The sequence below is a fragment of the Streptococcus mitis genome, assembly GCF_002096855.1.
Classification (GTDB): Bacteria; Bacillota; Bacilli; order Lactobacillales; family Streptococcaceae; genus Streptococcus; species Streptococcus mitis_Y.
Genome location: NZ_NCVH01000022.1, coordinates 1 through 26,179, shown reverse-complemented (window position 1 = coordinate 26,179; position 26,179 = coordinate 1). Strand labels below are relative to the sequence as shown.

Sequence of the window (26,179 nt, the reverse complement as noted above, 5' to 3'; positions counted from 1 at the left end):
GATAAACTATGTCAGATCGGACAATTGGAATTTTAGGTTTGGGAATTTTTGGGAGCAGTGTTCTCGCGGCTCTTGCTAAGCATGATGTAAATATTATAGCCATTGACGACCATGAAGAGCGAATCAATCAGTTCGAACCTGTCTTGGTACGTGGAGTTGTTGGAGATATAACAGATGAAGAGCTCTTGCTCTCAGCAGGAATTGATACCTGCGATACAGTTGTGGTGGCAACTGGGGAAAATTTAGAATCTAGTGTGCTTGCAGTCATGCATTGCAAGAGTCTAGGAGTGCCAACTGTTATTGCTAAGGTTAAAAGCCAGACAGCTAAGAAGGTGCTAGAAAAAATCGGTGCTGACTCGGTGATTTCACCTGAGTATGAAATGGGGCAGTCTCTAGCGCAGACCATTCTCTTTCATAATAATGTTGATGTCTTTCAGCTGGATAAAAATGTGTCTATCGTGGAGATGAAAATTCCGAGTGTTTGGGCAGGTCAAAGCCTGAGCCAGCTGGATCTACGTGGCAAATACAATCTCAATGTCCTAGGATTTCGTGAACAAGAAAATTCACCACTGGATGTCCAGTTTGGACCTACTGACCTCTTGAAGGCAGATACCTATATCTTGGCGGTCATTAACAACCAGTATCTAGATGACTTGGCAGAATTAAATTCGTAAGGAGGGGGATCCCCTCTTTTTTGATGTCCAAAATAGCAAATAGAGATAGCAACCCTTGTATTCTAATAAAAGTCCTTCAAAGTCTGGACTTTATGGTAAAATAGAAAGAAGTGACAAGAGAGAAAGAAAAAATCAGTCCCCTAAAGGAGTAGATTATGAAGTTATTGTCTATCGCCATTCCTAGCTATAATGCCGCTGCCTATCTTCATTACTGTGTGGAGTCGCTAGTAATTGGTGGTGAGCAAGTTGAGATTTTGATTATCAATGATGGGTCTCAGGACCAGACTCAGGAAATCGCTGAGCGTTTGGCCAGTAAGTATCCTAACATCGTTAGAGCCATCTATCAGGAAAATAAGGGCCATGGCGGTGCGGTCAATCGTGGCTTGGCGGAGGCTTCTGGACGCTATTTTAAAGTAGTGGATAGTGATGACTGGGTGGATCCTCGTGCCTACTTGAAAATTCTTGAAACCTTGCAGGAACTAGAGAACGAGGGGCAGGAAGTTGATGCCTTTGTGACTAATTTTGTATATGAAAAGGAAGGCCAGTCTCGTAAGAAGAGTATGAGTTACGAGTCAGTCTTGCCTGTCCAGCAGATTTTTGGCTGGGATCAGGTTGGAAATTTCTCCAAAGGCCAGTATATCATGATGCACTCGCTGATTTACCGGACAGACTTGTTGCGAGCGAGCCAGTTCCAACTACCTGAGCATACCTTTTATGTCGATAATCTCTTCGTCTTTACCCCCCTTCAGCAGGTCAAGACCATGTACTATCTACCTGTTGATTTCTATCGTTATTTGATTGGGCGTGAGGACCAGTCTGTCAATGAGCAAGTGATGATTAAGCGAATTGACCAGCAACTCAAGGTCAATAGACTCTTGGTAGACCAGCTTGATTTGTCCAAAGTAATCCACCCAAAAATGCGAGAATATTTGCTGAATCATATTGAAATCACGACGGTGATTTCCAGTGCCCTACTCAACCGAGCAGGCACAGCAGAGCATCTTGCCAAAAAACGGGAGCTATGGACCTATATTCAGCAGGAAAATCCAGAGGTCTTTCAGGCTATTCGGAAGACCATGTTGAGCCGTTTGACCAAACATTCAGTCTTACCAGCTCGCAAACTTTCTAATGTCGTCTATCAAATCACCAAATCTGTTTATGGATTTAATTAATATAAGTATTTTATAAGAGGGATTTAAGAAAAATTTTAACTTTTTCTTAATCCTTTTTAATTTTAGGAGATTATACTAGAGTCATCAAATAAAGAAAAACTCTAAGGAGAATCCTATGAAATTCAATCCAAATCAAAGATATACACGTTGGTCTATTCGCCGTCTTAGTGTCGGTGTTGCCTCAGTTGTTGTAGCCAGTGGCTTCTTTGTCCTAGTTGGTCAACCAAGTTCTGTACGTGCTGATGTGGTCAATCCGACCCCTGCTCAAGTTATGCCAGATGCTACTTCGGTGAGTGAAAAGAGCGACTTACCAGTAGAACTTCTCAAAGAAGCAGTCGATACAGCTCTTCCTTCAGAGAAAGCAGACTCAACACCTAAAGCAAGCTTGGATGCTACAAGCTCTCCAGAAAAAGTGAATGTAGCTGATAAAGACCAAGTGGTAGCGCCAAAAGAAGAAGTGCAAGCAAAACCAGAATCTAAGAAAGAAACAGAGGATGCGGTTAAACCTGCAACAAATTCTGCGCCTACAGTTTCTGGACAAGACCGTGAAGCAAATGAAGCTCAACCAGCCACCACTCCAGCTGAAGTGCAAAAGGGCGTGGCTGACAATACTAAAGACACAGTAGATGTTCCAGCTACTTACTTGGATAAAGCCAACTTCCCAGGTCCATTCACAGCCGGCGTCAACCAAGTCATTCCATACGAGCTCTTCGCCGGAGACGGTATGTTGACTCGTCTCATCTTGAAAGCATCCGACAAGGCTCCATGGTCAGACAATGGTTCAGCTAAAAATCCCGCTCTTCCACCAGTAGAAAAATTGGGCAAAGACCTTTACTTCTATGAAGTAGATTTGGCTGGTACCCAAGGCAAATCTGACAAAGAGCTTCTAGACCTTTTGAAACAAAATGGCACTCAAAGCTATAAAGCTACCATCAAAGTGTACGGTGCTAAAGACGGCAAGGCAGACTTGAGCAATCTCGTAGCGACTAAGGATTTAGATGTCAATTTGAATGGCTTAACTACTCCAGCCGAAGTCCAAAAAGGTGTGGCCGACAACACTAAAGACACAGTAGACGTCCCAGCCACTTACTTGGATAAAGCTAACTTCCCAGGCCCATTCACAGCCGGCGTCAACCAAGTCATACCATACGAATTCTTCGCTGGTGACGGCATGTTGACTCGCCTTATCTTGAAAGCATCAGACAAAGCTCCATGGTCAGACAACGGCTCAGCTAAAAATCCGGCTCTCCCACCAGTAGAGAAATTGGGCAAAGGTCTTTACTTCTATGAAGTAGACTTGGCCGGCACTCAAGGAAAATCTGATAAAGAACTTCTTGACCTCTTGAAACAAAACGGCACTCAAAGTTATAAAGCTACTATCAAAGTGTACGGTGCCAAAGACGGCAAAGCTGATTTGAGCAATCTCGTAGCGACTAAAGAATTGGATGTCAACTTGAATGGCTTGACTACCCCAGCTGAAGTGCAAAAAGGCGTAGCCGAGAATACTAAAGACACAGTAGACGTCCCAGCCACTTACTTGGATAAAGCGAATTTCCCAGGTCCATTCACAGCTGGTGTCAACCAAGTCATTCCTTACGAATTCTTCGCTGGTGACGGTATGTTGACTCGCCTTATCTTGAAAGCATCCGACAAGGCTCCATGGTCAGACAATGGTTCAGCTAAAAATCCAGCTCTTCCACCAGTAGAAAAATTGGGCAAAGGTCTTTACTTTTATGAAGTGGATTTGGCCGGCACACAAGGTAAATCTGATAAAGAGCTGCTTGACTTGTTGAAACAAAATGGTACGCAAAGCTACAAGGCAACCATCAAAGTGTACGGTGCTAAAGACGGCAAAGCAGACTTGAGCAATCTCGTAGCGACTAAAGAATTGACAGTGAACTTGAATGGGTATAAGTCCCTCAATGAGATGAAATCTCAAATGCCAGCTGCTAGCCAAAATGAGATGATGCCTAAAAAAGAGCAGGACAAAACCATGAATGCTAGCCAGCCTATGGCGACACCAAGCATGAAACAAGATCAAGCTTCAGCAGCCTCAAGCAAAATGGCATCTAATAACAAGGTATCAAGTTCAATGATGGCTAATCAAATGAAAGATCAAAAAGACATGCTTCCATATACTGGTGAAGCCCAAACCTCAATGGCTACTCTTGGATTCTTTGGATTAGCCTTGGCCGGCCTGCTAGGTGGACTCGGTTTGAAAGCTAAAAAAGAAGAAAATGACTAGTCTAACTACAGACTTTCTATCTAGGATATGAAAAATCTAGATATCGTTTAGAATGTTCGTAAAGAGATTAAAATAGTGTTATACTATTGTGGTATAGCACTGTTTTTTTCAAAGGAGAGACAGATGGGAAAGACAATTTTACTCGTTGACGACGAGGTAGAAATCACAGATATTCATCAACGTTATCTGGTTCAGGCAGGATATCAGGTTTTGGTGGCCCATGATGGGGTAGAGGCCTTGGAAATCTTCAAGCAAAAACCAATTGATTTGATTATTACAGATATCATGATGCCTCGAATGGATGGTTATGATTTGATTAGTGAGGTTCAGTATCGATCTCCAGATCAGCCTTTTCTCTTTATCACGGCTAAGACTAGCGAGCAGGACAAGATTTACGGTCTGAGCTTAGGGGCAGATGACTTTATTGCCAAGCCCTTTAGCCCTCGTGAGTTGGTTTTGCGTGTCCACAATATCTTGCGTCGCCTTCATCGTGGAGGTGAGACAGAGGTCGTCAGTCTCGGGGATTTACGGATGAATCACGGTAGCCATGAGGTCCAAGTCGGAGATGTGGCGATTGATTTGACAGTCAAATCCTTCGAACTTCTATGGCTTTTAGCCAGCAATCCAGAGCGGGTTTTCTCTAAGACAGACCTCTATGAAAAGGTCTGGCAAGAAGACTACGTAGATGATACCAATACCTTGAATGTTCATATTCATGCTCTTCGACAGGAGTTGGCTAAACATGCTAGTGCAGAAACACCCACCATCAAAACCGTCTGGGGCTTGGGCTACAAAATTGAGAAAGCGCGAGGTAGTTAATGAAATTAAAAAGTTATATTTTAGTGGGGTATGTCATTTCAACACTCCTAACGATTATCGTGGTTTTTTGGGCTGTTCAAAAAATGCTGATTGCGAAAAGCGAGATTTACTTTTTGCTTGGAATGACTATCGTTGCCAGCCTTGTCGGTGCTGGGATTAGTCTCTTTCTCCTGTCGCCTGTCTTTACTTCATTGGGCAAACTCAAGGAACATGCCAAGCGGGTAGCGGACAAGGATTTTTCTTCAAATCTGGAGGTTCAAGGACCTGTAGAATTTCAGCAATTAGGGCAAGCTTTCAATGAAATGTCCCATGATTTGCAGGCCACCTTTGATTCCTTGGAAGAAAGCGAACGAGAAAAGGGCTTGATGATTGCTCAACTTTCGCATGATATCAAGACCCCCATCACTTCGATCCAAGCGACGGTAGAAGGGATTTTGGATGGGGTTATCAAGGAAGGAGAACAGGAGCATTATCTAGCAACCATTGGGCGTCAGACGGAAAGACTCAATAAACTGGTTGAAGAGTTGAATTTTTTGACTCTAAATACAGCTAGAAATCAGATGGAAACGACCAGCAAGGACAGTATTTTTCTGGACCAGCTCTTGATTGAGTGCATGAGTGAATTTCAGTTCTTGATTGAGCAGGAGGAGCGAGATGTTCATTTACAGGTAATCCCAGAATCTGCCCGGATTGAGGGAGATTATGCCAAACTTTCTCGTATCTTGGTGAATCTGGTCAATAATGCTTTTAAGTATTCTGCTCCAGGGACCAAGTTGGAAGTGGTGGCTAAGCTGGAAAATAACCAGCTTTCAATCAGTGTGAGCGATGAGGGACAGGGTATTGCCCCAGAGGATTTGGAGAATATTTTCAAACGCCTTTATCGTGTAGAAACTTCGCGTAACATGAAAACAGGTGGTCATGGTCTTGGTCTTGCGATTGCGCGTGAATTGGCCCATCAATTGGGTGGAGAAATTACAGTCAGCAGCCAGTACGGCATCGGAAGTACCTTTACCCTCCTTCTCAATCTCTCTGGCAGTGAAAATAAAGCTTAAACCCCCTTTACAAATCTAGCCATTCATGGTAGAATGGATTTTGTGTGAAATATCAGCAGGAAAGTATGAAGCTCGTCAACAGGTGTCTTATGATAAGTAACCTTGGCTGTTTAGGCGAAGGGCATCTGCACGAATCAGGGCTTTCTAAGTGACTATTTCCACCGAAATATTATTTATATCAGGAGGACATTTACATGTCACGTTATACAGGACCATCTTGGAAACAAGCTCGTCGCCTTGGCCTTTCACTTACAGGTACAGGTAAAGAATTGGCACGTCGTAACTACGTACCAGGACAACACGGACCAAACAACCGTTCTAAATTGTCAGAATACGGTTTGCAATTGGCTGAAAAACAAAAACTTCGTTTCACTTACGGTGTAGGTGAAAAACAATTCCGTAACTTGTTCGTACAAGCTACAAAAATCAAAGGCGGAATCCTAGGTTTCAACTTCATGCTTCTTTTGGAACGTCGTTTGGATAACGTTGTTTACCGTCTTGGTCTTGCGACTACTCGTCGTCAAGCTCGTCAATTCGTAAACCACGGTCACATCCTTGTTGACGGAAAACGCGTTGATATCCCATCATACCGCGTAACTCCAGGTCAAGTGATCTCAGTTCGTGAGAAATCATTGAAAGTTCCAGCTATCCTTGAAGCAGTAGAAGCTACTCTTGGACGTCCAGCATTCGTATCATTCGACGCTGAAAAATTGGAAGGTTCATTGACTCGCTTACCAGAACGCGACGAAATCAACCCAGAAATCAACGAAGCACTTGTCGTTGAATTCTACAACAAAATGCTTTAAGATAAGACTTTATATTGTAAGAAGCCTATAAAAGTGGGCTTTTTACTTTGTCTTAAAATGTTGATTTCTGGGTTTGTCCCCCTTTTTGTCCCCCTTCAAAAGAACTAACAGCTTTCTCATAAAATGAGACGGCTGTTTTTGCTTTTTCTTTGGAGAGATGACTGTAAGTGTCCAGAGTCATAGCTAATGTAGAATGACCTAGACGGTGTTGTAATTCTTTATATGATATTCCAGAGTTTAGCAAGAGACTAGCGTGTGTGTCTAAAACCATGGAATCCAATATTAGGAACGCTAGCATGTTTGAAACGTGTGTTTAAACTAGTTGATAGTGTTTCATTGTTTGGGTATTGAGGAAATAAGAGAAGTTTAAAAGTCTATCATTTTAAATTTGATGTTTACAAAATGATAAGCAGATAAGCAAAGCAATAACTTGCCTTAATTGCTTGCATAATGAAAAGGAGATAGGAGAGATAAAAATGTCTCTTAATTCTTTACCAAATGGTATGGAGAATGGACTTGAACCAAGAGCGAACGCCGAGAAAATGCAAAAAAAGCACTTAGAAAAATCTAAGCGCTCAAGAGTAGTGGACGGTGTGCCTGTCCCGTCATCTCATACTATGAAGTTGCGTAGCGACACTATCATTTCTACCTCACTTCTCTTTAAACTAATTATATCATAAAGGAGTAGCAGCTTGACCACTGACGAAGTAGAAAAGAAGCTAAAAAGCTATCGTAATAATCTCTTGTTGATTGAATATTAGGATAGGAAAGTTTATAATGAAGTTAAAGTAAAGGAGGTTTCGTTTTCGATTTGATGATACCACCAAGCAAAGAGTTATTGATTTTTTATAATCAAATTGATGAGTGGGTTGACCAAGTTTATCCAGACCAAGATAGACCTTCTTTATCGTTTAAGAAAGACACTCCGCAATCAATTTTAGATTTAATAGTATTAAATCTAAAATTGGTTTTGATTCCCTAGAACGCAAGTATTGAAATAATAATTATGGATAAGTTAAACATGAAAAATAAGATAATTGATGTTTATAAAATAGCGCATCGTCTTGTTTCTATTACTGTTGAGAATCCTGATTTTTCAGATTTGAAAATCAATCAGTTTGTTAGAATTGGAGAAAAAGAGTATAGGGTACGTAGTGTCCCTATGATTCATTCAACTCCACCTAAATCTATCTTTAATTTAGATACTTTTACAATTGACTACACAGAGGATGACTTGATGAATAATGTGGCGGTATTTACGCATAGGGAAGTATTTAAAGATGATTAAAATTTCAATTAGTTTGTTGCTAGATGCAATTGAAGATAACATTGACGACGAAGCGCTTCAATCTATCGATTTCGAGAGCCAGATTAGAAAAATTACAAAAGAATTCCAGGGAGAAAATGGTGAATTCTTAGTAAAAGAAGAAGCCTTTGAAACATTACCTTTGGATAGAGAGACAAAAAATAAAATCATCGACCAAATAAAACAAAATAGTCAAAATGTTTTCGAAGATGATTTTGATACATTGTTGCAATTATATTATTAAGCACCTAGAGAAATCTAAGTGCTTTTTGATATGAGCTATTTTTGTCTTTTATATGCTACGTGATATAATGAACCTATCAGCAATCAGAAACTAAAGTAGGGAAAAGTATGTACATATTTCGTCAATAATATAAAACTAAATAACCATATTTAGTTTACAAAAAAATGATTAAAATCATTGACAAAAAGTTTAAAAAAAGTTATATTAAAAATGGTTATATAATTTAACAAAAAACAAACACAGGTGACAGATGTGGTACTTGTGTTTTTATTTGTATGACTAAGGAGGAAGAAGATATGAGCAAGACAATTGATGTCGCAAAATATTTGATTTATGCTTATGAACAAATGTCTAACTCAAGATTCGAAACGCAAGAATTAAAATTACAGAAGTTGATGTATTTCGCACAACGTGAAAGTTTTGCTTTAACTGGTGAACCCCTTTTTTCTAGCGATTTTGAGGGATGGGTACATGGACCAGTTCTTGTAGAGTTGCGCTATTTTTTTGAACAATCCTATGTTCCTTACGATGGTGATAGCTCATCACTGAGTGAAACAGATAAATACATCATTGAGAGCGTTATCAATAAATACAGTCAATATGATGCGTGGTATCTTAGAAATTTATCTCATGAAGAATTATCATGGAAAAACAGCCGTAATGGTCTAAACGATAGCGAAATCGGAAATAAAATCATTTCTAAAGAAGATATCAAAAAAGATGCGGAAAAAGTCCGAGTTTATGACCATCAATATGATATGTATTTAGATGAATTCGATGACTTTAATGAGGAGGTTTATCTTGCGGGATAATTCTTCTCTTGTTGGTACTATAAAGTCTTCACGGATGCCATATTATGATGTCAGCACTAGTTCGATAAAGTTTAAAGCTCGACCAGTCCTTATTTTAAAAGCTGAAAATGAATCAGGATTCAGTGATTTTACTGTTTTACCAATTTCATCAATTAGCAAGAAAAAAAATATCGATCCAAAGTTTGATGTTGAAGTCCCAAAAAATATGTATCCACTTTTGCAGTTGACTAAAGATGAATGCTATATTCGTTGTGGTAAGTTTATGACCATCCATCAAAATGATTTAGGAATTCCAGAAATTTCCAATTTGAAAGACAGCTATCCTGATTTATGGGAACATATTATCAGTCTTGCTAAAGAGTATATTTCTGATGTGAAATAAAAATTAATGTTCGTAGTTGATAGTTTTTTATAAAAACATCTTGTGTAAAAAGCACCCTTCAAAGGGTGCTAAATCTTGCCTGCTGAACTCATCAATTTAAGTCCCCTTTTTGTTACCCTTTATGTTTTTTCAACTTATTTGAATTTAATAGTTTTTGAGAAAATCAAGTTAGATTTAGAGCAGGCTTAAGTCTGTTTTTCTGTACCTAATCACTGCAAGATAACAAAATGCTTTAATTTTAAGAAATATCTTACAGAAAGCCTACAACAGTGGGCTTTTTGCTTTGTCTTAAAATGTTGATTTCTGCGTTTGTTTAGAGATTTGCTAGTAAGGTTATTGGTGTATCTAGGTCTATCTATTCCAAGAATGACGCGATATTGATGATATAATATTTTGGCCTCCTCACTTTAATGAAGGGAGGTGTTATGTATGTTAGAATTATTTTCCCTTTTTCTAGCTCCGTTACTTGTTAACGTACTATCTGAGCTTTTCGAGCTATGGATAAAGAGACGTAGCAAGTAGCATTTAACCCTTTTAGAGGGTAGCAAAAAAACCCATCGGTGGCACGGTGGGGCTTTTTAGTTATATATGCTAGAAGCATTATTTTCCCTTTATGCTTTCATTCTAACACAACCCCTCCGATGTTTCAAGCTTTTGTTTTGATATTTCCTCAGAGTATGTTTGTTGTTTGAGTCAGCTCAACTGAAATTAGCCCACGCGCTACTAGCCTCCATTCTACAGCAAAGAAATCAACTCTTTTCTAGGGGATTTCCGCCCTCATTTTTGTCTTTTGTGCTAAAATAGACTTATAAATTGAAAATAAGGAATGTTTATGAAATCGGGTAATGGTTTTTGGAAAGGCTGTCTCTATTTTTGGGGCTTCTTGTTCTTACTGGGCCTTTTGGTTCAATATGCTCTTCCACTTGCGGCTTGTGTCCTGCTAGGCTATGGTGGTTATCGTCTCTATAAACGTTGGCGCTATCCTCTTTTACAGGATGCTTCGCTCGACGATCGGATTGAGCTTTTAAAAGCTCGGATTCGTCAGGCGGACAAGGATATTCAGCAATTAGAGGGAATCTTGGTAGAAAAAGGTTCAGATTCCTATAAGAGTTTGGCTAATCAAGTATTGATCGAACTGCGGGAAATTCATCAGGAGGCGGATCGTCTCAAGTCCTATATCGATGATGATGTTTACAACCGTATTGACAAAAAGGTTCGTACAGTACGGGCAAACATCGATGTTCAGCTAGAACGTTTGGATAGGGAAAGTCAGGTAGATCTTGAGAATGCGGAGCCAGAGGAATTAGCTCCAGAATTGTCCCAGACCTTGGCCAATATTGCCATTGACCATCAGGCCATTTTAGACAAGATTGCCACCTCTGCCGAGGGGGATAAGGAAGAATTGACTGCCATTCATAGTTTGAAGATGGAGAAATTCCAAACGATTTTAGAAGGCTATTTAAAGATTAAGGCCAATCCTAAAAACTATAATCGGGCAGAAGAACGCTTAGAGCAAGCTAAAGTAGCCATCGAACAATTTGACCTTGAACTGGACCAAGTCTTGAGAGAACTCAATGAAACAGATATGCGTGATTTTGATATCAGTCTGCGCATTCTAGAAAAAGATCGTAAAGAATAGGTTAGAAACAAAGGAGTAACCATGACAGAATTTAATTTTGATATTGACCAGATTGCCAATAATACGGTAGCTAAGGTGGATAAAACAACCCAAATCATCGAGACCAATACTGGCTCAGACAAGACCTTGACCTTCTTAGAAAAGCTGAGCCCTGAGCAGCAAGAAGGAATCAAGGCGCACGTGCCCCAGTTAGTAGACCAGTTTGTCACAAATCAAAATGCTCTTTTGGATTTTGGCCAATCTGCTGTAGAAGGTGTGAACAATACAGTTAATCGTATCTTGTCAGAACAAAAGAAACTACAAATTCCCCAAGTGGATGATCTTCTCAAGAATACCAACCGTGAGTTGCAAGGCTTTGTAGTCAAATACAAGAACGCTGAAATTGCTGAGTTAGAAGAGAAGCCAAACTTTTTGCAACGCTTGTTTAACAAGAGCAAGAATACCCTACAGGAATTTTACTTTGACTCAAAAACAGTGGAGCAAAAACTCGATGGCATGGCTGCCGCAGTGGTCAAGCAAGAAGATGTCTTAGCTCGAAATATCGTCTCTGCTGAGATGTTAATTGAGGACAATACCAAATCCATTGAAAATCTAGTGGGAGTGATTTCCTTTATCGAAGCCAGTCAGACAGAAGCTGGTAATCGCGCTGCCGAACTGAAGGTCCAAGCTGGCCAACTCGATACAAGTACGGTAGAATACCAAACCAAGTCACAAGAATTAGCCCGCATGGCTGAAGTGGTCAATACACTGGAACAACAACATACTGAGTATGTCAGCCGTCTCTATGTTGCCTGGGCAACAACACCTCAGATGCGCAATCTTGTGAAGGTGTCATCTGATATGCGCCAAAAATTGGGCATGCTTCGTCGCAATACGATTCCTACAATGAAGCTTTCTATTGCCCAACTTGGTATTTTGCAACAATCAATGAAATCAGGTGTCGTGGCAGATGCCATTGTCAATGCTAATAATGCTGCCCTTCAGATGTTAGCTGAAACCAGTAAGGAAGTGATTCCGCAGATGGAAAGAATTGCCCAAAGCCCGACAGTCGCTGTCGAATCAGTTACCAAACTAGCTGAAAGTCTGGTCGCTCAAAACCAAGGTATCGTCGCAGCTATTGAATTGGGACGTCAGAAACGTGCCCAACTAGAAACAACCATCGTCAAGTCCGCAGAAATGATAAATGATTCTGTCAAACTACGCGATGAAAAAATCGTTCAAGCTCTTCTAGACCAAGGAAAGGCTGCGCAGAAAGAAGTACAAGAATAAAAATAAATCCTCTGCAATGTAGATTTGCAGGGGATTTTGGATTCTTCTATATATTAGAGTCTCTAATTTATTTCACAAAAAATGTAGTCATTCGAATGATTTTTATTGCAATGTACTGAAATTAACAAAAAGAAAAAACGCTTGAATTAGCGTTTTTCTTCTGTATTGATTCGTATTGAACCCTTACTTAACCTCTGTAAACACAACGTGTTTGCGAAGTTTTGGTGAGTATTTCTTCAATTGAAGACGGTCTGGAGTGTTACGTTTGTTTTTAGAAGTAAGGTACAAGCGTTCACCAGATTCTTTGTGTTCAAGTGTAATATTTACGCGCATGGTATCTCCCTTCTATTATTCAGCTGATGCAGCTTTAGCGATTTTACGTCCTTTGTAGTATCCTTTAAGTGATACACGGTGAGAACGTGAGTAATCTCCAGTAGTTTCGTCAAAGTTTACAGATGGAGCTGTTACTTTGTAGTGTGTACGACGTTTGTTTTTCTTCGCTTTTGAAGTGCGACGTGCAGGTACTGCCATTTTGATTTCTCCTTTAGGTATTTATATTCGATTCAATCTACTGATTTTCATCAACCATACTAGGATAACACATTTTTTTTGTAAAGTAAAGTTACTTGACAAAAAAAGATGAAAAAATTAAAAGGTCATTAACTGAATTAATCGAAATTTTCTGAAAATTCAAGAATTTTCTTCTGTTCATTACTTTTAAAATGTGCTATAATAGTAAAAACTGAAATGGGAGGGAACAAATGACTGAATTAGATAAACGTCACCGCAGTAGCATTTATGACAGTATGGTAAAATCACCAAACCGTGCTATGCTTCGTGCGACTGGTATGACAGATAAGGACTTTGAAACACCGATTGTGGGAGTGATTTCGACTTGGGCGGAAAATACGCCATGTAACATTCACTTGCATGATTTTGGGAAATTGGCTAAAGAGGGTGTCAAATCTGCAGGCGCTTGGCCTGTGCAGTTTGGGACTATCACTGTAGCGGACGGGATTGCCATGGGAACGCCTGGTATGCGTTTCTCTTTGACATCTCGTGATATCATCGCGGACTCCATCGAAGCGGCTATGGGTGGTCACAACGTGGATGCCTTCGTCGCTATCGGTGGCTGTGACAAGAACATGCCTGGATCTATGATTGCTATTGCAAATATGGATATTCCAGCTATTTTCGCTTATGGTGGAACCATTGCACCGGGAAATCTTGATGGCAAAGACATCGACTTGGTTTCTGTTTTTGAGGGTATCGGAAAATGGAACCACGGTGACATGACAGCTGAGGACGTGAAACGTCTTGAGTGTAATGCTTGCCCTGGCCCTGGTGGCTGTGGTGGTATGTACACTGCTAATACCATGGCGACTGCTATCGAAGTTCTCGGTATGAGTTTGCCAGGCTCTTCATCTCACCCAGCTGAATCAGCTGACAAGAAAGAAGACATCGAAGCAGCAGGACGTGCTGTTGTTAAGATGTTGGAGCTCGGTCTCAAACCATCAGATATCTTGACTCGTGAAGCCTTTGAAGATGCTATCACTGTAACTATGGCTCTCGGTGGTTCTACAAATGCCACTCTTCACTTGCTTGCCATTGCCCATGCTGCCAATGTTGACTTGTCACTTGAGGACTTTAATACAATCCAAGAACGTGTGCCTCACTTGGCTGACTTGAAACCATCTGGTCAGTATGTCTTCCAAGACCTCTACGAAGTCGGTGGTGTGCCTGCGGTTATGAGATATCTCTTGGCAAATGGTTTCCTTCATGGAGACCGCATTACATGTACTGGTAAGACTGTTGCTGAGAACTTAGCTGACTTTGCAGACCTCACACCAGGTCAAAAAGTCATTATGCCACTTGAAAATCCAAAACGTGCAGATGGTCCGCTTATCATCTTGAACGGGAACCTTGCCCCTGACGGTGCGGTTGCCAAGGTATCAGGTGTTAAAGTGCGTCGTCACGTTGGTCCAGCTAAGGTTTTTGACTCAGAAGAAGATGCGATTCAGGCCGTTCTGACAGATGAAATCGTTGATGGCGATGTAGTCGTTGTTCGTTTCGTTGGACCTAAAGGTGGTCCTGGTATGCCTGAGATGCTGTCACTTTCATCAATGATCGTTGGTAAAGGTCAAGGAGACAAGGTTGCCCTCTTGACAGACGGCCGTTTCTCTGGTGGTACTTATGGTCTGGTTGTTGGACATATTGCTCCTGAAGCTCAGGATGGTGGACCAATCGCTTACCTTCGTACAGGTGATATCGTTACGGTTGACCAAGATACCAAAGAAATTTCCATGGCCGTATCCGAAGAAGAACTTGAAAAACGGAAGGCAGAAACAACCTTGCCACCACTTTACAGCCGTGGTGTCCTCGGTAAATACGCTCACATCGTATCATCTGCTTCACGCGGAGCCGTGACAGACTTCTGGAATATGGACAAGTCAGGTAAAAAATAAACTTAAAAAGCAAGCCAATCTCGGCTTGCTTATTTTTATCTTCAAAAGTGATTTACCTGCTTAACGAGGTGGTAGTCCAAGGGCAATACGGCCGTAGCGACTGATTCGTGTGATTTTCCAAGCAGGTGACCAGGTAACTTCAACCTTGACATCTTCGATACCCTCGATTTGTTTCAGACCTGCCACGATTTCGATAGGCAGGCTTTCGGCGCAATCGCAGGCAGTATCGGTGAAGGTCATGACAATCTTGCAGAGACCTGTTTCATCCAGATTGATTTCATAAATCAACCCTAGATTGTAAACATCCAATTCCACATCTGTATCAAAAACCTTCTCTAGTTTTTCGATAATTTGGTCTTGCAAGGCCAAAGCACGGTCATTGATTTTGATATCGTCTCTCATAACAGTCCCTCCACGTGATAAATATCCTCTATTTTCTCATAATTCTGACAATTTGGCAAGTTTTTGATGAATTTTCTGAAAAATATGATAAAATTAAGAAAATACTGAATCAAGGGGAAGCCTATGGAGCAGATTGGAAAAGTCTTTAGACAATTACGAGAATCAAGAAATATCTCGCTGAGACAAGCAACTGGGGGACAATTTTCGCCGTCTATGTTATCTCGCTTTGAAACAGGTCAGAGTGAGCTTTCGGTGGAAAAGTTTCTATTTGCCCTAGAAAATATATCTGCCAGTGTAGAGGAAATCCTCTTTCTAGCGAGAGGTTTTCAGTATGATACAGATTCTGAGTTGAGAAAAGAAATCATAGATGTCTTGGATCCAAAGAATATAGCTCCTCTTGAAGACTTGTATCGCAGGGAGTATCAAAAGCATGCCCATTCTCAAAACAAACAGAAACATATTCTAAATGCCATTATTATCAAGTCTTATATGAAGAGCATGGATGAAAGGGTAGAGTTAACAGCAGAGGAAGGGAAAGTCCTTCATGATTATTTGTTTTCTACCGAGATCTGGGGAATCTATGAACTCAATTTATTTTCAGTCAGTTCACCATTTCTATCTGTTTCTCTTTTCACTAGGTATGTTAGAGAAATGGTACGTAAATCTGATTTTCTAATGGAAGTGTCTGGCAATCGAAACCTGTTTCACACTATACTATTGAATGGCTTTTTAGCTAGCATTGAGTGTGAAGAATTTACTAATGCCCATTATTTTAAACGTGTTATCAAAGAGCATTTCTACAATGAAAATGAGACCTATTTCCGAATTGTCTATTTGTGGGCGGAAGGTCTCCTTGATAGCAAGAAAGGCAGAGTCAAGGAAGGCCAGAAAAAGATGGAAGATGCTGTCCGTATTTTTGAGATGCTTGGCTGTAATAAATCTGCCGAATACTATAGAAAAACGACCGATTGTTGAATATCTGCAAACTAAGAAAATTATTTAAAATTTGAAGCGATAGAATTGTTGAGCTCTCACAGGTTATCAAAGAAGTTCTATCGTTTTTTTGCTCATTTTGTTTGTTGCATATATTCAAAAGTTTTTCCTCTAGAATTTCTAAGTGCTATACTATAGTCATACTTCACATAAAACTTCGAACAAGAAGGGAGATTATCTATGAAACTATTGTTTAGAAATCAAGCTTATCGACTCTTGACTTTGTCACGTTTCTTCAATGCTTTTGGTGCTTCAATTTTCAATCTGGTCTTTATCGTTTATGCATCGACCTTGCCACAAGCCTCTTTTGCGGTTGCTATGGCGAATATTGTCATGCTTCTTCCGACTCTCTTTACAGTTTTTGTAGGGATTCGGGCAGATTACACGAGAGACAAGGTCAAATGGATGGTCTATAGCGGTTTGTTTCAGGCGGTTTTATTTTTTCTAGCAGCCCTAGTTGTTCAGCAAGCTAGTCTCTTTGCCTTTTCTAGCTTGTGTTTGATCAATGTCATTAGTGATGTGATTAGTGATTTTGCAGGTGGCTTGCGCATGCCTCTTATTAAGGAGAAAGTAGCTGAAGATGATCTGATGGAAGCTTACTCTTTTTCCCAGTTCATCACCTATATTTCAGCTATTGGTGGTCAAGCTTTCGGAGTCTGGCTCTTAGGCCTATCGGTCAACAATTTTTCCCTTGTTGCGGGAATCAATGCCTGTTTTTTCCTAGTATCAGCCGTTATCCTCTTTTTAGGAAAAAGCAAATTGAGACTGTCGATTTCATCCGCTGATGGTGAATCACTAAAAAATGAGAAGCTTTCTATCAAAGACCAGTTCCTAACAATTTACCGAAATTTACGCCTTGTTTTTCTTAAAGGTGGACAGAAAAACTTTGGATTCATGATCTTTGCTGTCTTGCTTATCAATGCCTTGGGTGGTTCCTTAGGGGGCATCTACAATATCTTCTTTTTGAGCCATTCTCTCTTGAATTTTTCTTACACAGAGGCGTTATTTATCAGTCAAGTCGGTGCTGTAGTAGCAGTCATCATCAGTAGCCTTACGGGCAATGATTATTTTGGGAAGCAGTCCTTGCCTAGATTGATGATGTGGGTGACCGTAGGACTTAGTCTAGTTGGTCTGGCTAATGTATTCAATCAAGTCGTGCTTGGTTTGCTATTTCTATTTTTAACTCTGTATATGTCTGGTAAAGTTCAACCAAAGATTAGTGCCATGCTCATGAAAAATCTAGCTCCAGAAGTTCTAGCTCGTACCAGTAATTTTTTAGGTTTATTGTTTACCTTATCCATACCTGTGGGAACAGCTTGTTTCTCACTAGTAGCCGTATGGAATATACAGTTGACTTGGATGCTATTTGTTGGTCTTTCCTTCCTGGCTATTCTTTTGACGATTCTTAATCTCAAAAATGATATCTAATACTCTTCGAAAATCTCTTCAAACCACGTCAGCGTCGCCTTACCGTACTCAAGTACAGCTTGCGGCTAGCTTCCTAGTTTGCTTTTTGATTTTCATTGAGTATAAATCCTAATTTTTTTCTTACTGTTTTAATCCCTCTATTTATGGTAAAATAAGACTATTAAGTTTAAAGAGGATTCCCTATGAAATTACAAAAACCAAAAGGAACGCAGGATATTTTACCTGCTGAATCTGCCAAGTGGCAGTACGTTGAGGGCTTTGCCCGTGAAATTTTCAAGCGCTATAACTATGCAGAAGTGCGCACGCCCATTTTTGAGCATTATGAGGTTATCAGTCGCTCTGTCGGAGATACAACGGATATCGTAACCAAGGAAATGTACGATTTCTATGACAAGGGTGACCGCCATATCACCCTTCGTCCAGAAGGAACTGCGCCCGTTGTCCGTTCCTATGTGGAAAATAAACTCTTTGCTCCAGAAGTACAAAAGCCAAGTAAGTTCTATTACATGGGACCTATGTTCCGTTATGAGCGTCCGCAAGCAGGTCGTTTGCGCCAGTTCCACCAGATTGGTGTTGAGTGTTTTGGCTCTAGCAATCCAGCTACCGATGTGGAAACAATCGCGATGGCAGCCCATTTCTTGAAAGAAATCGGCATCCAAGGTGTCAAACTACACCTCAACACTCTTGGAAATCCTGAGAGCCGTGCAGCCTACCGTCAAGCCTTGATTGACTATTTGACACCGCTTAAGGAGACCTTATCTAAGGATAGCCAACGTCGTTTGGAGGAAAATCCTCTCCGTGTCTTGGACTCTAAGGAAAAAGAAGACAAGGTAGCAGTAGAGAATGCGCCGTCTATCTTGGACTTCCTTGATGAAGAAAGTCAAGCTCATTTTGATGCTGTGCGTCAGATGTTGGAAAATCTTGGAGTAGACTATATCATCGATACCAATATGGTGCGTGGTTTGGACTACTACAACCACACCATTTTCGAGTTCATCACAGAGATTGAGGGCAATGACCTGACAGTCTGTGCGGGTGGTCGCTACGATGGTCTGGTTGCTTACTTTGGCGGCCCTGAAACTGCTGGATTTGGTTTTGGACTTGGTGTAGAGCGCCTGCTTCTCATTCTTGAAAAGCAAGGTGTGTCTCTCCCTATCGAAAACGCCCTAGATGTTTATATCGCAGTCTTGGGAGAAGGAGCAAATGTCAAGGCCTTGGAGTTGGTACAAGCCCTTCGCCAACAAGGTTTCAAAGCAGAGCGTGATTACCTCAATCGTAAACTCAAAGCTCAGTTCAAGTCAGCCGATGTCTTTGCAGCTAAGACCCTCATCACTCTAGGAGAGAGTGAAGTCGAAAGCGGACAAGTAACGGTTAAGAACAACCAAACCCGAGAAGAAGTGCAAGTGTCACTTGAGACAATCAGCCAAAACTTCTCAGAAATTTTTGAAAAACTAGGATTTTAATGATAGACAAACTGGTCAGAAAACTACTCTGACCGTTTTCTTTTGCAAAATGACAAAAATCATAAACTTTTTGACAAATATACTTGTCAAAAAGAAAAAGATGTGTTACAATAAATTCAAGTTAAGAAATAGGAGGGAGCCACATGTGGGTATGGATTTTTTTACCTTTTCTCGTCTTGATTTATAGTAGTCAATCTAAAAAAATCAAGCGGTTAGAGAAGAGGTTAAAGGTAATCGAGAGAAAAGAGAAAGGAAATATAGAAATGTCAAGATTATTGCAAGAATTAATTGGGAAAAATCCAACAATCGTTGGACAAGTGTTTGGAACATCTTTATGGGAAGTTGTGGATGTTGATGAGGAATGGGTCAAACTACGTCATGTTGATAAAAATGGGAAAGAAAAATTCAAGTTGCAACGTATTGAGGATATCCAAGCCGTTGAATTTGACGGAGAGTAGGTGTGTAACATGCAACTAAAAAATCGTCTAAAAGAGCTTCGGGCTCGTGATGGTCTCAATCAAACCGACCTGGCCAAGCTGGCAGGGGTTTCCAGACAGACCATTAGTCTACTAGAACGGGATGAGTACACCCCATCCATTATCATTGCCCTGAAAATATCTCAAATTTTCAACGAAACAGTCGAATCGGTATTTCGTTTGGAGGAGGACGAGTGATGAATAAGTTTAAAGTGATTTATTATGTAGTTGCCATAGCTCTATTAATCAGCGTATTTCTACTGATTGGGATAGACTTAGGTTGGTTTAGTCCCTATCAAAGCGACCAATTTGTTTGGGCCTACTTTGCCCTCATCCCAGTCGTTGACTGGATTGAAAAGAAAGCAAACAATTTAGCAAGTGAAAAAGGAGAATGAATATGAAAAAGAAAAATAAACGTGTCTTGTTATTTTTAATTCCTGTTGTCTTGGGAGCTTTCTTGTACATGTTTGTAGATATGTTGAAGGCTGGTGCCGAATCCCACGGAATTATGTTAGATGTAAAAGTCTTGCTACCCTGGATATCAGCTATTGGTTTACTATTAGGTTTTGTTGGTATTCTTTTGACGTTCAATTTCTTAAAGAAAAGCAGAAAATTTCACTCCCTGTATCAAGAGGAAATAGATGATGATCTGAATGAAACCTATTATGTGCAAATGTATCGTAATCTTGAGTTTGGAAACATTACTTCTAATATTACAAGTGTAGCGATTTTATTGGCTCTTGTCATCTCAGGTAGTGAAGTAATTGTACTCGATGTAAGTCGTATAACATTTTCCCTTTCCTTTTTGGAATTAGTGCTGTTCTTGCAGAGTCAAAAATATCTTTCTAAAACAATTGCGATTGTTCGTCAGTTTGATTTGGATCTTTTCTCTACACCAAAGGAGGTCTTGAACTATATTAATTCTTATGATGAAGGGGAGCGTCAGGCTAATTTGGAACAGAGTTTTCGAATTTTATTCCAATTAAATAACTATGTCTTACCAGTCTTATATATTTTTCTTTTTATCATTTCTTTCTTGACAGGAGAGATTCAGCTACTAGCCTTCTTGCTTGTTGGAGCAATCCATGTTTATATCAATGTGGTGCAGTTGCCTATGGTGAAACGTTATTTCAAATAAAGGAGTTTCTATGATTCGTGTTGAAAATGTAAGCAAAAGTTTTGGGAGCAAAAAAGCTCTTCATCAGATTTCTTTTGAGATTAAGGAAGGTGAAATCTTTGGTTTTCTTGGCCCTTCTGGCTCAGGTAAAACAACCATGATCAATGTCTTGACAGGTCAGTTGGCTGCAGATCAAGGTAAAACAGTTTTGCTAGGCAAGAATTCTCAAGATTTAACTTCAAATGATTTGGAACAAATTGGTATTGTTAGTGATGGCAGTGGTTTTTATGAAAAGATGAGTCTTTACAAAAATTTGCTCATCTACGCTAAGTTATATGGTCTCAAGTCAGATAGAGTAAATCAGGTGCTCCAACAGGTTGGATTGGCAGATGCTAAAGATATTATCGCAGAAAAACTATCTACAGGAATGAAACAACGAATGTTCTTGGCTCGTGCCCTTCTTAATGCACCTAAGATTCTCTTTCTAGATGAGCCAACCAGTGGCTTAGACCCTACAACATCTAAGATGATTCATACCCTACTTCAAGAATTAAAGCAAGCGGGGACAACTATCTTTCTGACCACGCATGATATGAATGAAGCAACTCTGCTTTGTGATCGCTTATCTCTTTTGAATAAGGGGAACTTAATAGAGTATGGAAGTCCACAAGATATTATCCAGAAGTACCATGTGGATAAGAAAGTACGTGTGGTTTATAATGATGGACGAGAACAGATAGTTCCATTTGAAGAATTACCACATTTAGACACGACAGATTTGATGGTGGTTCACTCTTGTGAGCCAACTCTAGAAGAAATCTTTATCAGATTGACAGGAGAAAAGTTAGATGTTTAGAAAATTAAATGCCCTACTATGGTTAAGAGTGCAAGTTCTTATTAGCAATTCAACTTTGTTGGCGACTCTATTGTTGCCTTTTGGACTGGCTGTTCTATATAATGCATTCATGAATAAGAATGGAGAATTGAGTACGTTTCTCCTTTCTATGAGTTTGACTATGGTCTTGAGCATGGGAAGTGGTTATATGGTATCGATTATGATGGCAGAAGATAAGGAAAAGCGCAATCTTAAATCACTCATCCTAAGTGGTGTGACAGCAACAGAATATACTATTAGTATGCTCGTCCTCCCTTTGTTGATTATGTTGCTTGGAATGATTTTACTACCAGTCTATCTTAAAGTAGATGTATCGGGTTATTTAGTTGCCTATGTTATCTATTTGATTCTAGCAACTATTAGTGTTATTTTTCTCAACCTTCTAATCGGTGCGGTGTCAGATACTCAGTCTAAAGCGCAAGTTTATAGTATCTTTCCTATGTTTATCGTCTCTGTTTTGCCCATGATTGCTCTTCAAAATGATACGATTCAGAAAGTGTTGGATTACTCGTTCGTTGGTCCTATTGTAAATCTTTTAAATAAAAAAGGTGGAGAAATATCTTTTTCTAACATCGGTATGTTACTTGCCTGGGTACTTGTGTTAGGGATAGCAAACCTCTTTGTATTGAAAAACAGCTATAAAGCAAGATAGGAGAACTTTATGAAACTACTTAAAAACCTTGGCTGGTTTCTTCTAGCCATTCTATCCTTTTTATTCATCTATGGCTTCATTCAGGTACTCGCGACTACGTCGCTTGCCTTAGGCGCTTCACCCTATGCTGTGACCTTGCTCTATGTGGCCTTGGCTGGAGTTTATGTGTACGGCGTTTACAAATGGTATCAGAAAGGTCCTGTTCGTATTGAGAAGAGTGGCTTCAACCGATTTATTTGGCTTCCTGCCTTGGTTTGGTTCTTATCTCTGGTTGTCCAGTTTTTCTTGCCAGATGATCCTTCAGTAAATCAACAAATAGCGATAGACTTGACCTTGTCTCAACCACTTTTCTCATTCTTTGCGGTCGTTATTTTTGCTCCTTTGACGGAAGAACTTATCTTTAGAGGGATGTTAGCACGCTACCTCTTTCCTAAGCAGGACAATAGTAAACAAACTCTGATTTTTCTTCTGGTATCCAGTGTTCTGTTTGCCTTGATTCATTTCCCAGGTCATGTGCAACAATTTTTTGTCTATTTTAGTCTTGGTTTTAGCTTGGGCTTGGCTTATATTAGCAGAAAAGGTCTGGTCTACAGCATTTCTCTCCACGCTTTGAATAATTTAATCGGCTTTTTGATGATACTCATGCTATAATAGAGTCAGGAGGTCACATGAAACGAGTAATTTTATTAGCAGTGATTCAAGCAGTTGTTCTATTTTTCATTATCGGGGCGCTAGCTTATGCCTTTAAGGGCGATTTCTTCTACAACTATTTAGCAGTTGTCTTTGCCCCTATTGCAGGTGTCTTGCGCTTTGGGACAGCTTACACAACGGAAATTGTCTTGCCTCGAAAGGCAGCCGAAATTGCTGAAAAGCGTAAAGCAGGCAAAAATTCAAAATAAAAGAGTCCGGTGATGTTTTCATCGGATTTTTGTATGGGTGCTAATTTTTAGAGTCTTCACTTGATTTTTAAAGACTGGCAAACTTTTCTGATGATTTTCATGAAGAGCCTGCGCTTTTATGGTAAAATAGTAACAGAATAAAAGAGGAGAGAAAACATGAAACGTAGTATGTATGCTGGTCGTGTTCGTGAGGAACACATCGGACAAGAAATAACCTTGAAAGGATGGGTTGGCCGTCGTCGTGACCTTGGTGGTTTGATCTTTATCGATCTTCGTGACCGTGAAGGAATCATGCAGTTGGTTATCAACCCTGAAAAAGTATCTGCAGAGGTCATGGCAACAGCTGAAAGCCTTCGTAGCGAATTTGTTATCGAGGTGACAGGTCAGGTCGCTGCGCGTGAGCAAGCCAATGATAAGTTGCCAACTGGTGCGGTTGAGTTAAATGTAACAGCTCTGACAGTGCTTAATACAGCTAAGACAACACCATTTGAGATTAAGGATGGCATTGAGGCCAATGACGATACGCGTTTGCGTTACCGTTACCTTGACCTTCGTCGTCCAGAAATGTTGGAAAATCTTAAACTTCGTGCCAAGGTGACCCACTCTATCCGCAACTACTTGGATGAGTTGGAGTTTGTCGACGTGGAGACCCCATTCCTTTCTAAGTCAACGCCTGAAGGGGCGCGTGACTATTTGGTACCATCTCGTGTCAATAAAGGGCATTTTTACGCTCTTCCTCAAAGTCCACAAATCACGAAACAGCTCTTGATGAATGCTGGTTTTGACCGCTACTACCAAATCGTTAAATGTTTCCGTGATGAGGACTTGCGTGGAGATCGCCAGCCTGAGTTTACCCAGGTCGACTTGGAAACATCTTTCCTTACTGAGCAAGAAATCCAAGATATCACAGAAGGCTTGATTGCGCGTGTCATGAAGGAAACAAAAGGCATTGAAGTCACTCTGCCTTTCCCACGTATGAAGTATGATGATGCGATGGCTCTTTATGGTTCTGATAAGCCAGATACCCGTTTTGACATGTTGCTTCAGGACTTAACAGAAGTTGTCAAAGGTGTAGACTTTAAAGTCTTTTCAGAAGCACCTGCTGTAAAAGCAATTGTGGTCAAAGGAGCTGCGGACAACTATTCACGTAAAGACATCGACAAGATGACGGAAGTAGCCAAGCAGTACGGTGCCAAAGGCCTTGCTTGGGTCAAGGTTATTGATGGAGAATTAAACGGACCAGTTGCCAAGTTCTTGACAGGCATCCAAGCAGAATTGACAACAGCTCTTGCTCTTGAAGATAAGGACTTGGTTCTCTTTGTGGCGGATACGCTTGAAGTGGGCAATGCAACTCTTGGTGCCCTTCGTGGACGTATTGCCAAAGAGCTTGGTTTGATTGATAACAATAAATTTAACTTCCTTTGGGTGGTTGACTGGCCAATGTTTGAATGGTCTGAAGAAGAAGGTCGCTACATGAGCGCCCACCATCCGTTCACCCTTCCACAGGAAGAGACTGCTCACGAATTAGAAGGTGATTTGGCTAAGGTTCGTGCCATTGCTTACGATATCGTCTTGAACGGTTATGAGCTTGGTGGTGGTAGCCTTCGTATCAATCAAAAAGCCCTTCAAGAACGCATGTTCAAGGCTCTTGGTTTCTCAGCCGAAGAAGCAAATGACCAGTTTGGCTTCCTTCTTGAAGCCATGGACTATGGTTTCCCACCACACGGTGGTTTGGCTATCGGGCTTGATCGTTTTGTAATGTTGCTTGCAGGAGAAGAAAATATCCGTGAAGTCATTGCCTTTCCTAAGAACAACAAGGCAACTGATCCAATGACACAAGCTCCTTCAACAGTAGCTCTCAAACAACTAGAGGAACTCAGCTTACAAGTAGAAGAAGATGAAACAAGCAAAACGAATTAAGCGGTGGCGCTATTATCTGCGCCGCTTTGCTCATCAGATAAAAATTTTACGTGTCTTACAAAGCATCTCTCGCGAAAAATATGATGAGAAGATTTCGGCCTCTCTGGTCTATGGTTTTTTATCAGCAGTAGCGGTCAATTTCTTTTTCCAACCAGGGCATGTGTATTCGAGTGGTGCGACAGGTCTAGCACAGATTATCTCTGCCTTGAGTAATCATTGGTTTGGTTTTCATATTCCGATTTCGCTAACCTTCTACGCCATTAACTTCCCTTTGATGGTCTTAGCTTGGTATCAGATTGGCCATAAGTTTACCGTCTTTACATTTATCACGGTATCCATGAGTTCCTTCTTTATCCAGTTTGTCCCTGTGGCAACCTTGACGGAGGATCCCATTATCAATGCCCTTTTTGGGGGTGTTGTCATGGGCTTGGGGATTGGTTTTGCTCTTCGCAATAATATCTCCAGTGGAGGTACAGATATTGTCAGCCTGACCATTCGCAAGAAAACGGGGAGGAATGTCGGTAGTATTTCTTTCTTGGTAAATGGGACTATCATGCTGATAGCTGGTTTGACATTTGGTTGGAAATACGCTCTCTACTCTATGATTACCATCTTTGTCTCTAGCCGTGTGACAGATGCGGTCTTTACCAAGCAAAAACGCATGCAGGCCATGATTGTGACCAATCATCCAGACAAGGTAATTGAAAAAATCCATAAAAAGTTGCACCGCGGAGCAACCATGATCCACGATGCAGAAGGAACCTATAATCACGAGAGAAAGGCAGTTTTAATCACTGTCATTACACGTGCAGAGTTTAATGAATTTAAACAGATTATGAAACAGGTGGATCCAGGTGCCTTTGTCTCTGTATCAGAGAATGTTCATATTTTGGGACGATTCGTTGAAACAGAAAATTAGTAACTAAAAAACCAGCGCGAGCTGGTTTTTATTTTGGCTCTTTGTCAACTGTAGTGGGTTGAAGAAAAGCTAAGCTCGAGAAAGGACAGATTTAGTCCTTTCTTTTTTGATATTGAGAGCGATAAAAATC

General features: G+C 40.5%; 29 protein-coding genes and 1 pseudogene. 26 read left to right on the top strand and 4 right to left on the bottom strand.

Features of this window, described 5'->3' with window-relative positions:
- Window positions 1-8 precede the first annotated feature (8 nt).
- From B7698_RS01110 to rpsD, 6 genes are all read left to right on the top strand, one after another.
- Window positions 9-674, top strand: coding sequence for a potassium channel family protein (locus tag B7698_RS01110; protein WP_084864382.1), 666 nt, complete (start codon window positions 9-11; stop codon window positions 672-674).
- A gap of 155 nt (window positions 675-829) precedes the next feature.
- Window positions 830-1,846: a glycosyltransferase family 2 protein gene (locus B7698_RS01105; protein ID WP_084864381.1), complete on the top strand. Its 1,017-nt coding sequence runs from the start codon at window positions 830-832 to the stop codon at window positions 1,844-1,846.
- A 115-nt stretch (window positions 1,847-1,961) separates the two neighbouring features.
- On the top strand, window positions 1,962-4,091 hold the full coding sequence (locus tag B7698_RS01100; protein WP_084864380.1) for an SSURE domain-containing protein: 2,130 nt from the start codon (window positions 1,962-1,964) through the stop codon (window positions 4,089-4,091).
- 123 nt (window positions 4,092-4,214) lie between these two features.
- Entirely contained in the window at window positions 4,215-4,910 is a 696-nt protein-coding gene (locus B7698_RS01095) for a response regulator transcription factor (protein ID WP_084864379.1), read from the top strand.
- Complete coding sequence (locus B7698_RS01090) at window positions 4,910-5,962, top strand: HAMP domain-containing sensor histidine kinase (protein WP_084864378.1); 1,053 nt, start codon at window positions 4,910-4,912, stop codon at window positions 5,960-5,962. Before B7698_RS01095 ends, B7698_RS01090 begins: the two co-directional genes overlap by 1 nt.
- A gap of 194 nt (window positions 5,963-6,156) precedes the next feature.
- Entirely contained in the window at window positions 6,157-6,768 is a 612-nt protein-coding gene (gene rpsD, locus B7698_RS01085; protein WP_000092756.1) for a 30S ribosomal protein S4, read from the top strand.
- Between the two features lie 52 nt (window positions 6,769-6,820).
- Here the strand turns inward: rpsD and B7698_RS01080 are convergent.
- Window positions 6,821-7,118, bottom strand: a pseudogene (locus B7698_RS01080) (tyrosine-type recombinase/integrase); the annotation flags it as partial.
- 656 nt (window positions 7,119-7,774) lie between these two features.
- Between B7698_RS01080 and B7698_RS01065 the strand changes: the two are divergent.
- From B7698_RS01065 to B7698_RS01040, 6 genes are all read left to right on the top strand, one after another.
- Window positions 7,775-8,056, top strand: a complete 282-nt coding sequence (locus B7698_RS01065; protein ID WP_084864376.1) for a hypothetical protein — start codon at window positions 7,775-7,777, stop codon at window positions 8,054-8,056.
- The gene (locus B7698_RS01060; RefSeq protein ID WP_084864375.1) at window positions 8,049-8,318 is read left to right on the top strand and encodes a hypothetical protein; all 270 of its coding nucleotides are present in this window, start codon (window positions 8,049-8,051) and stop codon (window positions 8,316-8,318) included. The genes B7698_RS01065 and B7698_RS01060 overlap by 8 nt, the downstream gene beginning before the upstream one ends.
- A 296-nt stretch (window positions 8,319-8,614) precedes the next feature.
- Window positions 8,615-9,130 carry a Panacea domain-containing protein gene (locus B7698_RS01055; RefSeq protein WP_084864374.1) on the top strand — a complete coding sequence of 172 codons (516 nt, stop codon included), beginning with the start codon at window positions 8,615-8,617 and terminating at the stop codon, window positions 9,128-9,130.
- Window positions 9,120-9,512, top strand: coding sequence for a type II toxin-antitoxin system PemK/MazF family toxin (locus B7698_RS01050; protein WP_158086164.1), 393 nt, complete (start codon window positions 9,120-9,122; stop codon window positions 9,510-9,512). The genes B7698_RS01055 and B7698_RS01050 overlap by 11 nt, the downstream gene beginning before the upstream one ends.
- Before the next feature lie 832 nt (window positions 9,513-10,344).
- The gene (locus B7698_RS01045) at window positions 10,345-11,151 is read left to right on the top strand and encodes a coiled-coil domain-containing protein (RefSeq protein WP_084864372.1); all 807 of its coding nucleotides are present in this window, start codon (window positions 10,345-10,347) and stop codon (window positions 11,149-11,151) included.
- 21 nt (window positions 11,152-11,172) lie between these two features.
- Window positions 11,173-12,420 carry a toxic anion resistance protein gene (locus tag B7698_RS01040; RefSeq protein WP_084864371.1) on the top strand — a complete coding sequence of 416 codons (1,248 nt, stop codon included), beginning with the start codon at window positions 11,173-11,175 and terminating at the stop codon, window positions 12,418-12,420.
- A gap of 183 nt (window positions 12,421-12,603) precedes the next feature.
- Here B7698_RS01040 and rpmG read toward each other — a convergent pair whose 3' ends face one another.
- Together rpmG and rpmF are read right to left on the bottom strand one after the other, a co-directional pair.
- Window positions 12,604-12,753, bottom strand: a complete 150-nt coding sequence (gene rpmG, locus B7698_RS01035) for a 50S ribosomal protein L33 (RefSeq protein ID WP_001265622.1) — start codon at window positions 12,751-12,753, stop codon at window positions 12,604-12,606.
- Between the two features lie 15 nt (window positions 12,754-12,768).
- Complete coding sequence (gene rpmF / locus B7698_RS01030; protein ID WP_000290417.1) at window positions 12,769-12,951, bottom strand: 50S ribosomal protein L32; 183 nt, start codon at window positions 12,949-12,951, stop codon at window positions 12,769-12,771.
- A 230-nt stretch (window positions 12,952-13,181) separates the two neighbouring features.
- Here rpmF and ilvD point away from each other — a divergent pair, with 230 nt between their 5' ends.
- Complete coding sequence (gene ilvD / locus B7698_RS01025) at window positions 13,182-14,885, top strand: dihydroxy-acid dehydratase (protein WP_000137346.1); 1,704 nt, start codon at window positions 13,182-13,184, stop codon at window positions 14,883-14,885.
- Between the two features lie 60 nt (window positions 14,886-14,945).
- Here ilvD and B7698_RS01020 read toward each other — a convergent pair whose 3' ends face one another.
- A complete protein-coding gene (locus B7698_RS01020) occupies window positions 14,946-15,287 on the bottom strand; it encodes a metal-sulfur cluster assembly factor (protein ID WP_001204052.1) in 342 nt (113 codons plus the stop codon).
- 123 nt (window positions 15,288-15,410) lie between these two features.
- Between B7698_RS01020 and rgg the strand changes: the two genes are divergently transcribed.
- The 13 genes from rgg (at window position 15,411) to B7698_RS00940 (ending at window position 26,049) form a co-directional block, all read left to right on the top strand.
- Window positions 15,411-16,262, top strand: a complete 852-nt coding sequence (gene rgg / locus B7698_RS01010; RefSeq protein ID WP_084864369.1) for a quorum-sensing system transcriptional regulator Rgg — start codon at window positions 15,411-15,413, stop codon at window positions 16,260-16,262.
- Window positions 16,263-16,460: 198 nt separating this feature from the next.
- Window positions 16,461-17,708, top strand: coding sequence for an MFS transporter (locus B7698_RS01000; protein ID WP_084864368.1), 1,248 nt, complete (start codon window positions 16,461-16,463; stop codon window positions 17,706-17,708).
- A 182-nt stretch (window positions 17,709-17,890) separates the two neighbouring features.
- Window positions 17,891-19,171 carry a histidine--tRNA ligase gene (gene hisS, locus B7698_RS00990; protein ID WP_050253603.1) on the top strand — a complete coding sequence of 427 codons (1,281 nt, stop codon included), beginning with the start codon at window positions 17,891-17,893 and terminating at the stop codon, window positions 19,169-19,171.
- 143 nt (window positions 19,172-19,314) lie between these two features.
- Complete coding sequence (locus B7698_RS10445; RefSeq protein ID WP_084864367.1) at window positions 19,315-19,629, top strand: hypothetical protein; 315 nt, start codon at window positions 19,315-19,317, stop codon at window positions 19,627-19,629.
- Window positions 19,630-19,638: 9 nt separating this feature from the next.
- Window positions 19,639-19,845, top strand: coding sequence for a helix-turn-helix transcriptional regulator (locus B7698_RS00980; RefSeq protein WP_001176227.1), 207 nt, complete (start codon window positions 19,639-19,641; stop codon window positions 19,843-19,845).
- Window positions 19,845-20,042 (top strand): hypothetical protein, encoded by a 198-nt coding sequence (locus B7698_RS00975; RefSeq protein WP_084864366.1) that lies wholly within the window; start codon window positions 19,845-19,847, stop codon window positions 20,040-20,042. Before B7698_RS00980 ends, B7698_RS00975 begins: the two co-directional genes overlap by 1 nt.
- A 2-nt stretch (window positions 20,043-20,044) precedes the next feature.
- A complete protein-coding gene (locus tag B7698_RS00970) occupies window positions 20,045-20,785 on the top strand; it encodes a DUF3169 family protein (RefSeq protein ID WP_192855082.1) in 741 nt (246 codons plus the stop codon).
- Window positions 20,786-20,795: 10 nt separating this feature from the next.
- Window positions 20,796-21,620, top strand: coding sequence for an ABC transporter ATP-binding protein (locus B7698_RS00965; RefSeq protein ID WP_000621677.1), 825 nt, complete (start codon window positions 20,796-20,798; stop codon window positions 21,618-21,620).
- On the top strand, window positions 21,613-22,311 hold the full coding sequence (locus tag B7698_RS00960) for an ABC transporter permease (RefSeq protein ID WP_084864364.1): 699 nt from the start codon (window positions 21,613-21,615) through the stop codon (window positions 22,309-22,311). Before B7698_RS00965 ends, B7698_RS00960 begins: the two co-directional genes overlap by 8 nt.
- Window positions 22,312-22,320: 9 nt before the next feature.
- Window positions 22,321-22,962 carry a CPBP family intramembrane glutamic endopeptidase gene (locus B7698_RS00955; RefSeq protein ID WP_084864363.1) on the top strand — a complete coding sequence of 214 codons (642 nt, stop codon included), beginning with the start codon at window positions 22,321-22,323 and terminating at the stop codon, window positions 22,960-22,962.
- A 17-nt stretch (window positions 22,963-22,979) separates the two neighbouring features.
- Complete coding sequence (locus tag B7698_RS00950) at window positions 22,980-23,210, top strand: hypothetical protein (RefSeq protein ID WP_000832184.1); 231 nt, start codon at window positions 22,980-22,982, stop codon at window positions 23,208-23,210.
- Window positions 23,211-23,366: 156 nt separating this feature from the next.
- Complete coding sequence (aspS, locus tag B7698_RS00945) at window positions 23,367-25,130, top strand: aspartate--tRNA ligase (RefSeq protein ID WP_084864362.1); 1,764 nt, start codon at window positions 23,367-23,369, stop codon at window positions 25,128-25,130.
- Window positions 25,108-26,049, top strand: coding sequence for a YitT family protein (locus B7698_RS00940; protein WP_084862195.1), 942 nt, complete (start codon window positions 25,108-25,110; stop codon window positions 26,047-26,049). Before aspS ends, B7698_RS00940 begins: the two co-directional genes overlap by 23 nt.
- Window positions 26,050-26,179 lie beyond the last annotated feature (130 nt).

Excerpts from the sequence above, each read along its gene's own strand:
- B7698_RS01110 (WP_084864382.1), top strand. The coding sequence starts at position 9 with ATGTCAGATCGGACAATTGGAATTTTAGGTTTGGGAATTTTTGGGAGC.
- B7698_RS01105 (WP_084864381.1), top strand. The coding sequence starts at position 830 with ATGAAGTTATTGTCTATCGCCATTCCTAGCTATAATGCCGCTGCCTAT.
- B7698_RS01100 (WP_084864380.1), top strand. The coding sequence starts at position 1,962 with ATGAAATTCAATCCAAATCAAAGATATACACGTTGGTCTATTCGCCGT.
- B7698_RS01095 (WP_084864379.1), top strand. The coding sequence starts at position 4,215 with ATGGGAAAGACAATTTTACTCGTTGACGACGAGGTAGAAATCACAGAT.
- B7698_RS01090 (WP_084864378.1), top strand. The coding sequence starts at position 4,910 with ATGAAATTAAAAAGTTATATTTTAGTGGGGTATGTCATTTCAACACTC.
- rpsD (WP_000092756.1), top strand. The coding sequence starts at position 6,157 with ATGTCACGTTATACAGGACCATCTTGGAAACAAGCTCGTCGCCTTGGC.
- B7698_RS01065 (WP_084864376.1), top strand. The coding sequence starts at position 7,775 with ATGGATAAGTTAAACATGAAAAATAAGATAATTGATGTTTATAAAATA.
- B7698_RS01060 (WP_084864375.1), top strand. The coding sequence starts at position 8,049 with ATGATTAAAATTTCAATTAGTTTGTTGCTAGATGCAATTGAAGATAAC.
- B7698_RS01055 (WP_084864374.1), top strand. The coding sequence starts at position 8,615 with ATGAGCAAGACAATTGATGTCGCAAAATATTTGATTTATGCTTATGAA.
- B7698_RS01045 (WP_084864372.1), top strand. The coding sequence starts at position 10,345 with ATGAAATCGGGTAATGGTTTTTGGAAAGGCTGTCTCTATTTTTGGGGC.
- B7698_RS01040 (WP_084864371.1), top strand. The coding sequence starts at position 11,173 with ATGACAGAATTTAATTTTGATATTGACCAGATTGCCAATAATACGGTA.
- rpmG (WP_001265622.1), bottom strand. The coding sequence starts at position 12,753 with ATGCGCGTAAATATTACACTTGAACACAAAGAATCTGGTGAACGCTTG.
- rpmF (WP_000290417.1), bottom strand. The coding sequence starts at position 12,951 with ATGGCAGTACCTGCACGTCGCACTTCAAAAGCGAAGAAAAACAAACGT.
- ilvD (WP_000137346.1), top strand. The coding sequence starts at position 13,182 with ATGACTGAATTAGATAAACGTCACCGCAGTAGCATTTATGACAGTATG.
- B7698_RS01020 (WP_001204052.1), bottom strand. The coding sequence starts at position 15,287 with ATGAGAGACGATATCAAAATCAATGACCGTGCTTTGGCCTTGCAAGAC.
- rgg (WP_084864369.1), top strand. The coding sequence starts at position 15,411 with ATGGAGCAGATTGGAAAAGTCTTTAGACAATTACGAGAATCAAGAAAT.
- B7698_RS01000 (WP_084864368.1), top strand. The coding sequence starts at position 16,461 with ATGAAACTATTGTTTAGAAATCAAGCTTATCGACTCTTGACTTTGTCA.
- hisS (WP_050253603.1), top strand. The coding sequence starts at position 17,891 with ATGAAATTACAAAAACCAAAAGGAACGCAGGATATTTTACCTGCTGAA.
- B7698_RS10445 (WP_084864367.1), top strand. The coding sequence starts at position 19,315 with ATGTGGGTATGGATTTTTTTACCTTTTCTCGTCTTGATTTATAGTAGT.
- B7698_RS00980 (WP_001176227.1), top strand. The coding sequence starts at position 19,639 with ATGCAACTAAAAAATCGTCTAAAAGAGCTTCGGGCTCGTGATGGTCTC.
- B7698_RS00975 (WP_084864366.1), top strand. The coding sequence starts at position 19,845 with ATGAATAAGTTTAAAGTGATTTATTATGTAGTTGCCATAGCTCTATTA.
- B7698_RS00970 (WP_192855082.1), top strand. The coding sequence starts at position 20,045 with ATGAAAAAGAAAAATAAACGTGTCTTGTTATTTTTAATTCCTGTTGTC.
- B7698_RS00965 (WP_000621677.1), top strand. The coding sequence starts at position 20,796 with ATGATTCGTGTTGAAAATGTAAGCAAAAGTTTTGGGAGCAAAAAAGCT.
- B7698_RS00960 (WP_084864364.1), top strand. The coding sequence starts at position 21,613 with ATGTTTAGAAAATTAAATGCCCTACTATGGTTAAGAGTGCAAGTTCTT.
- B7698_RS00955 (WP_084864363.1), top strand. The coding sequence starts at position 22,321 with ATGAAACTACTTAAAAACCTTGGCTGGTTTCTTCTAGCCATTCTATCC.
- B7698_RS00950 (WP_000832184.1), top strand. The coding sequence starts at position 22,980 with ATGAAACGAGTAATTTTATTAGCAGTGATTCAAGCAGTTGTTCTATTT.
- aspS (WP_084864362.1), top strand. The coding sequence starts at position 23,367 with ATGAAACGTAGTATGTATGCTGGTCGTGTTCGTGAGGAACACATCGGA.
- B7698_RS00940 (WP_084862195.1), top strand. The coding sequence starts at position 25,108 with ATGAAACAAGCAAAACGAATTAAGCGGTGGCGCTATTATCTGCGCCGC.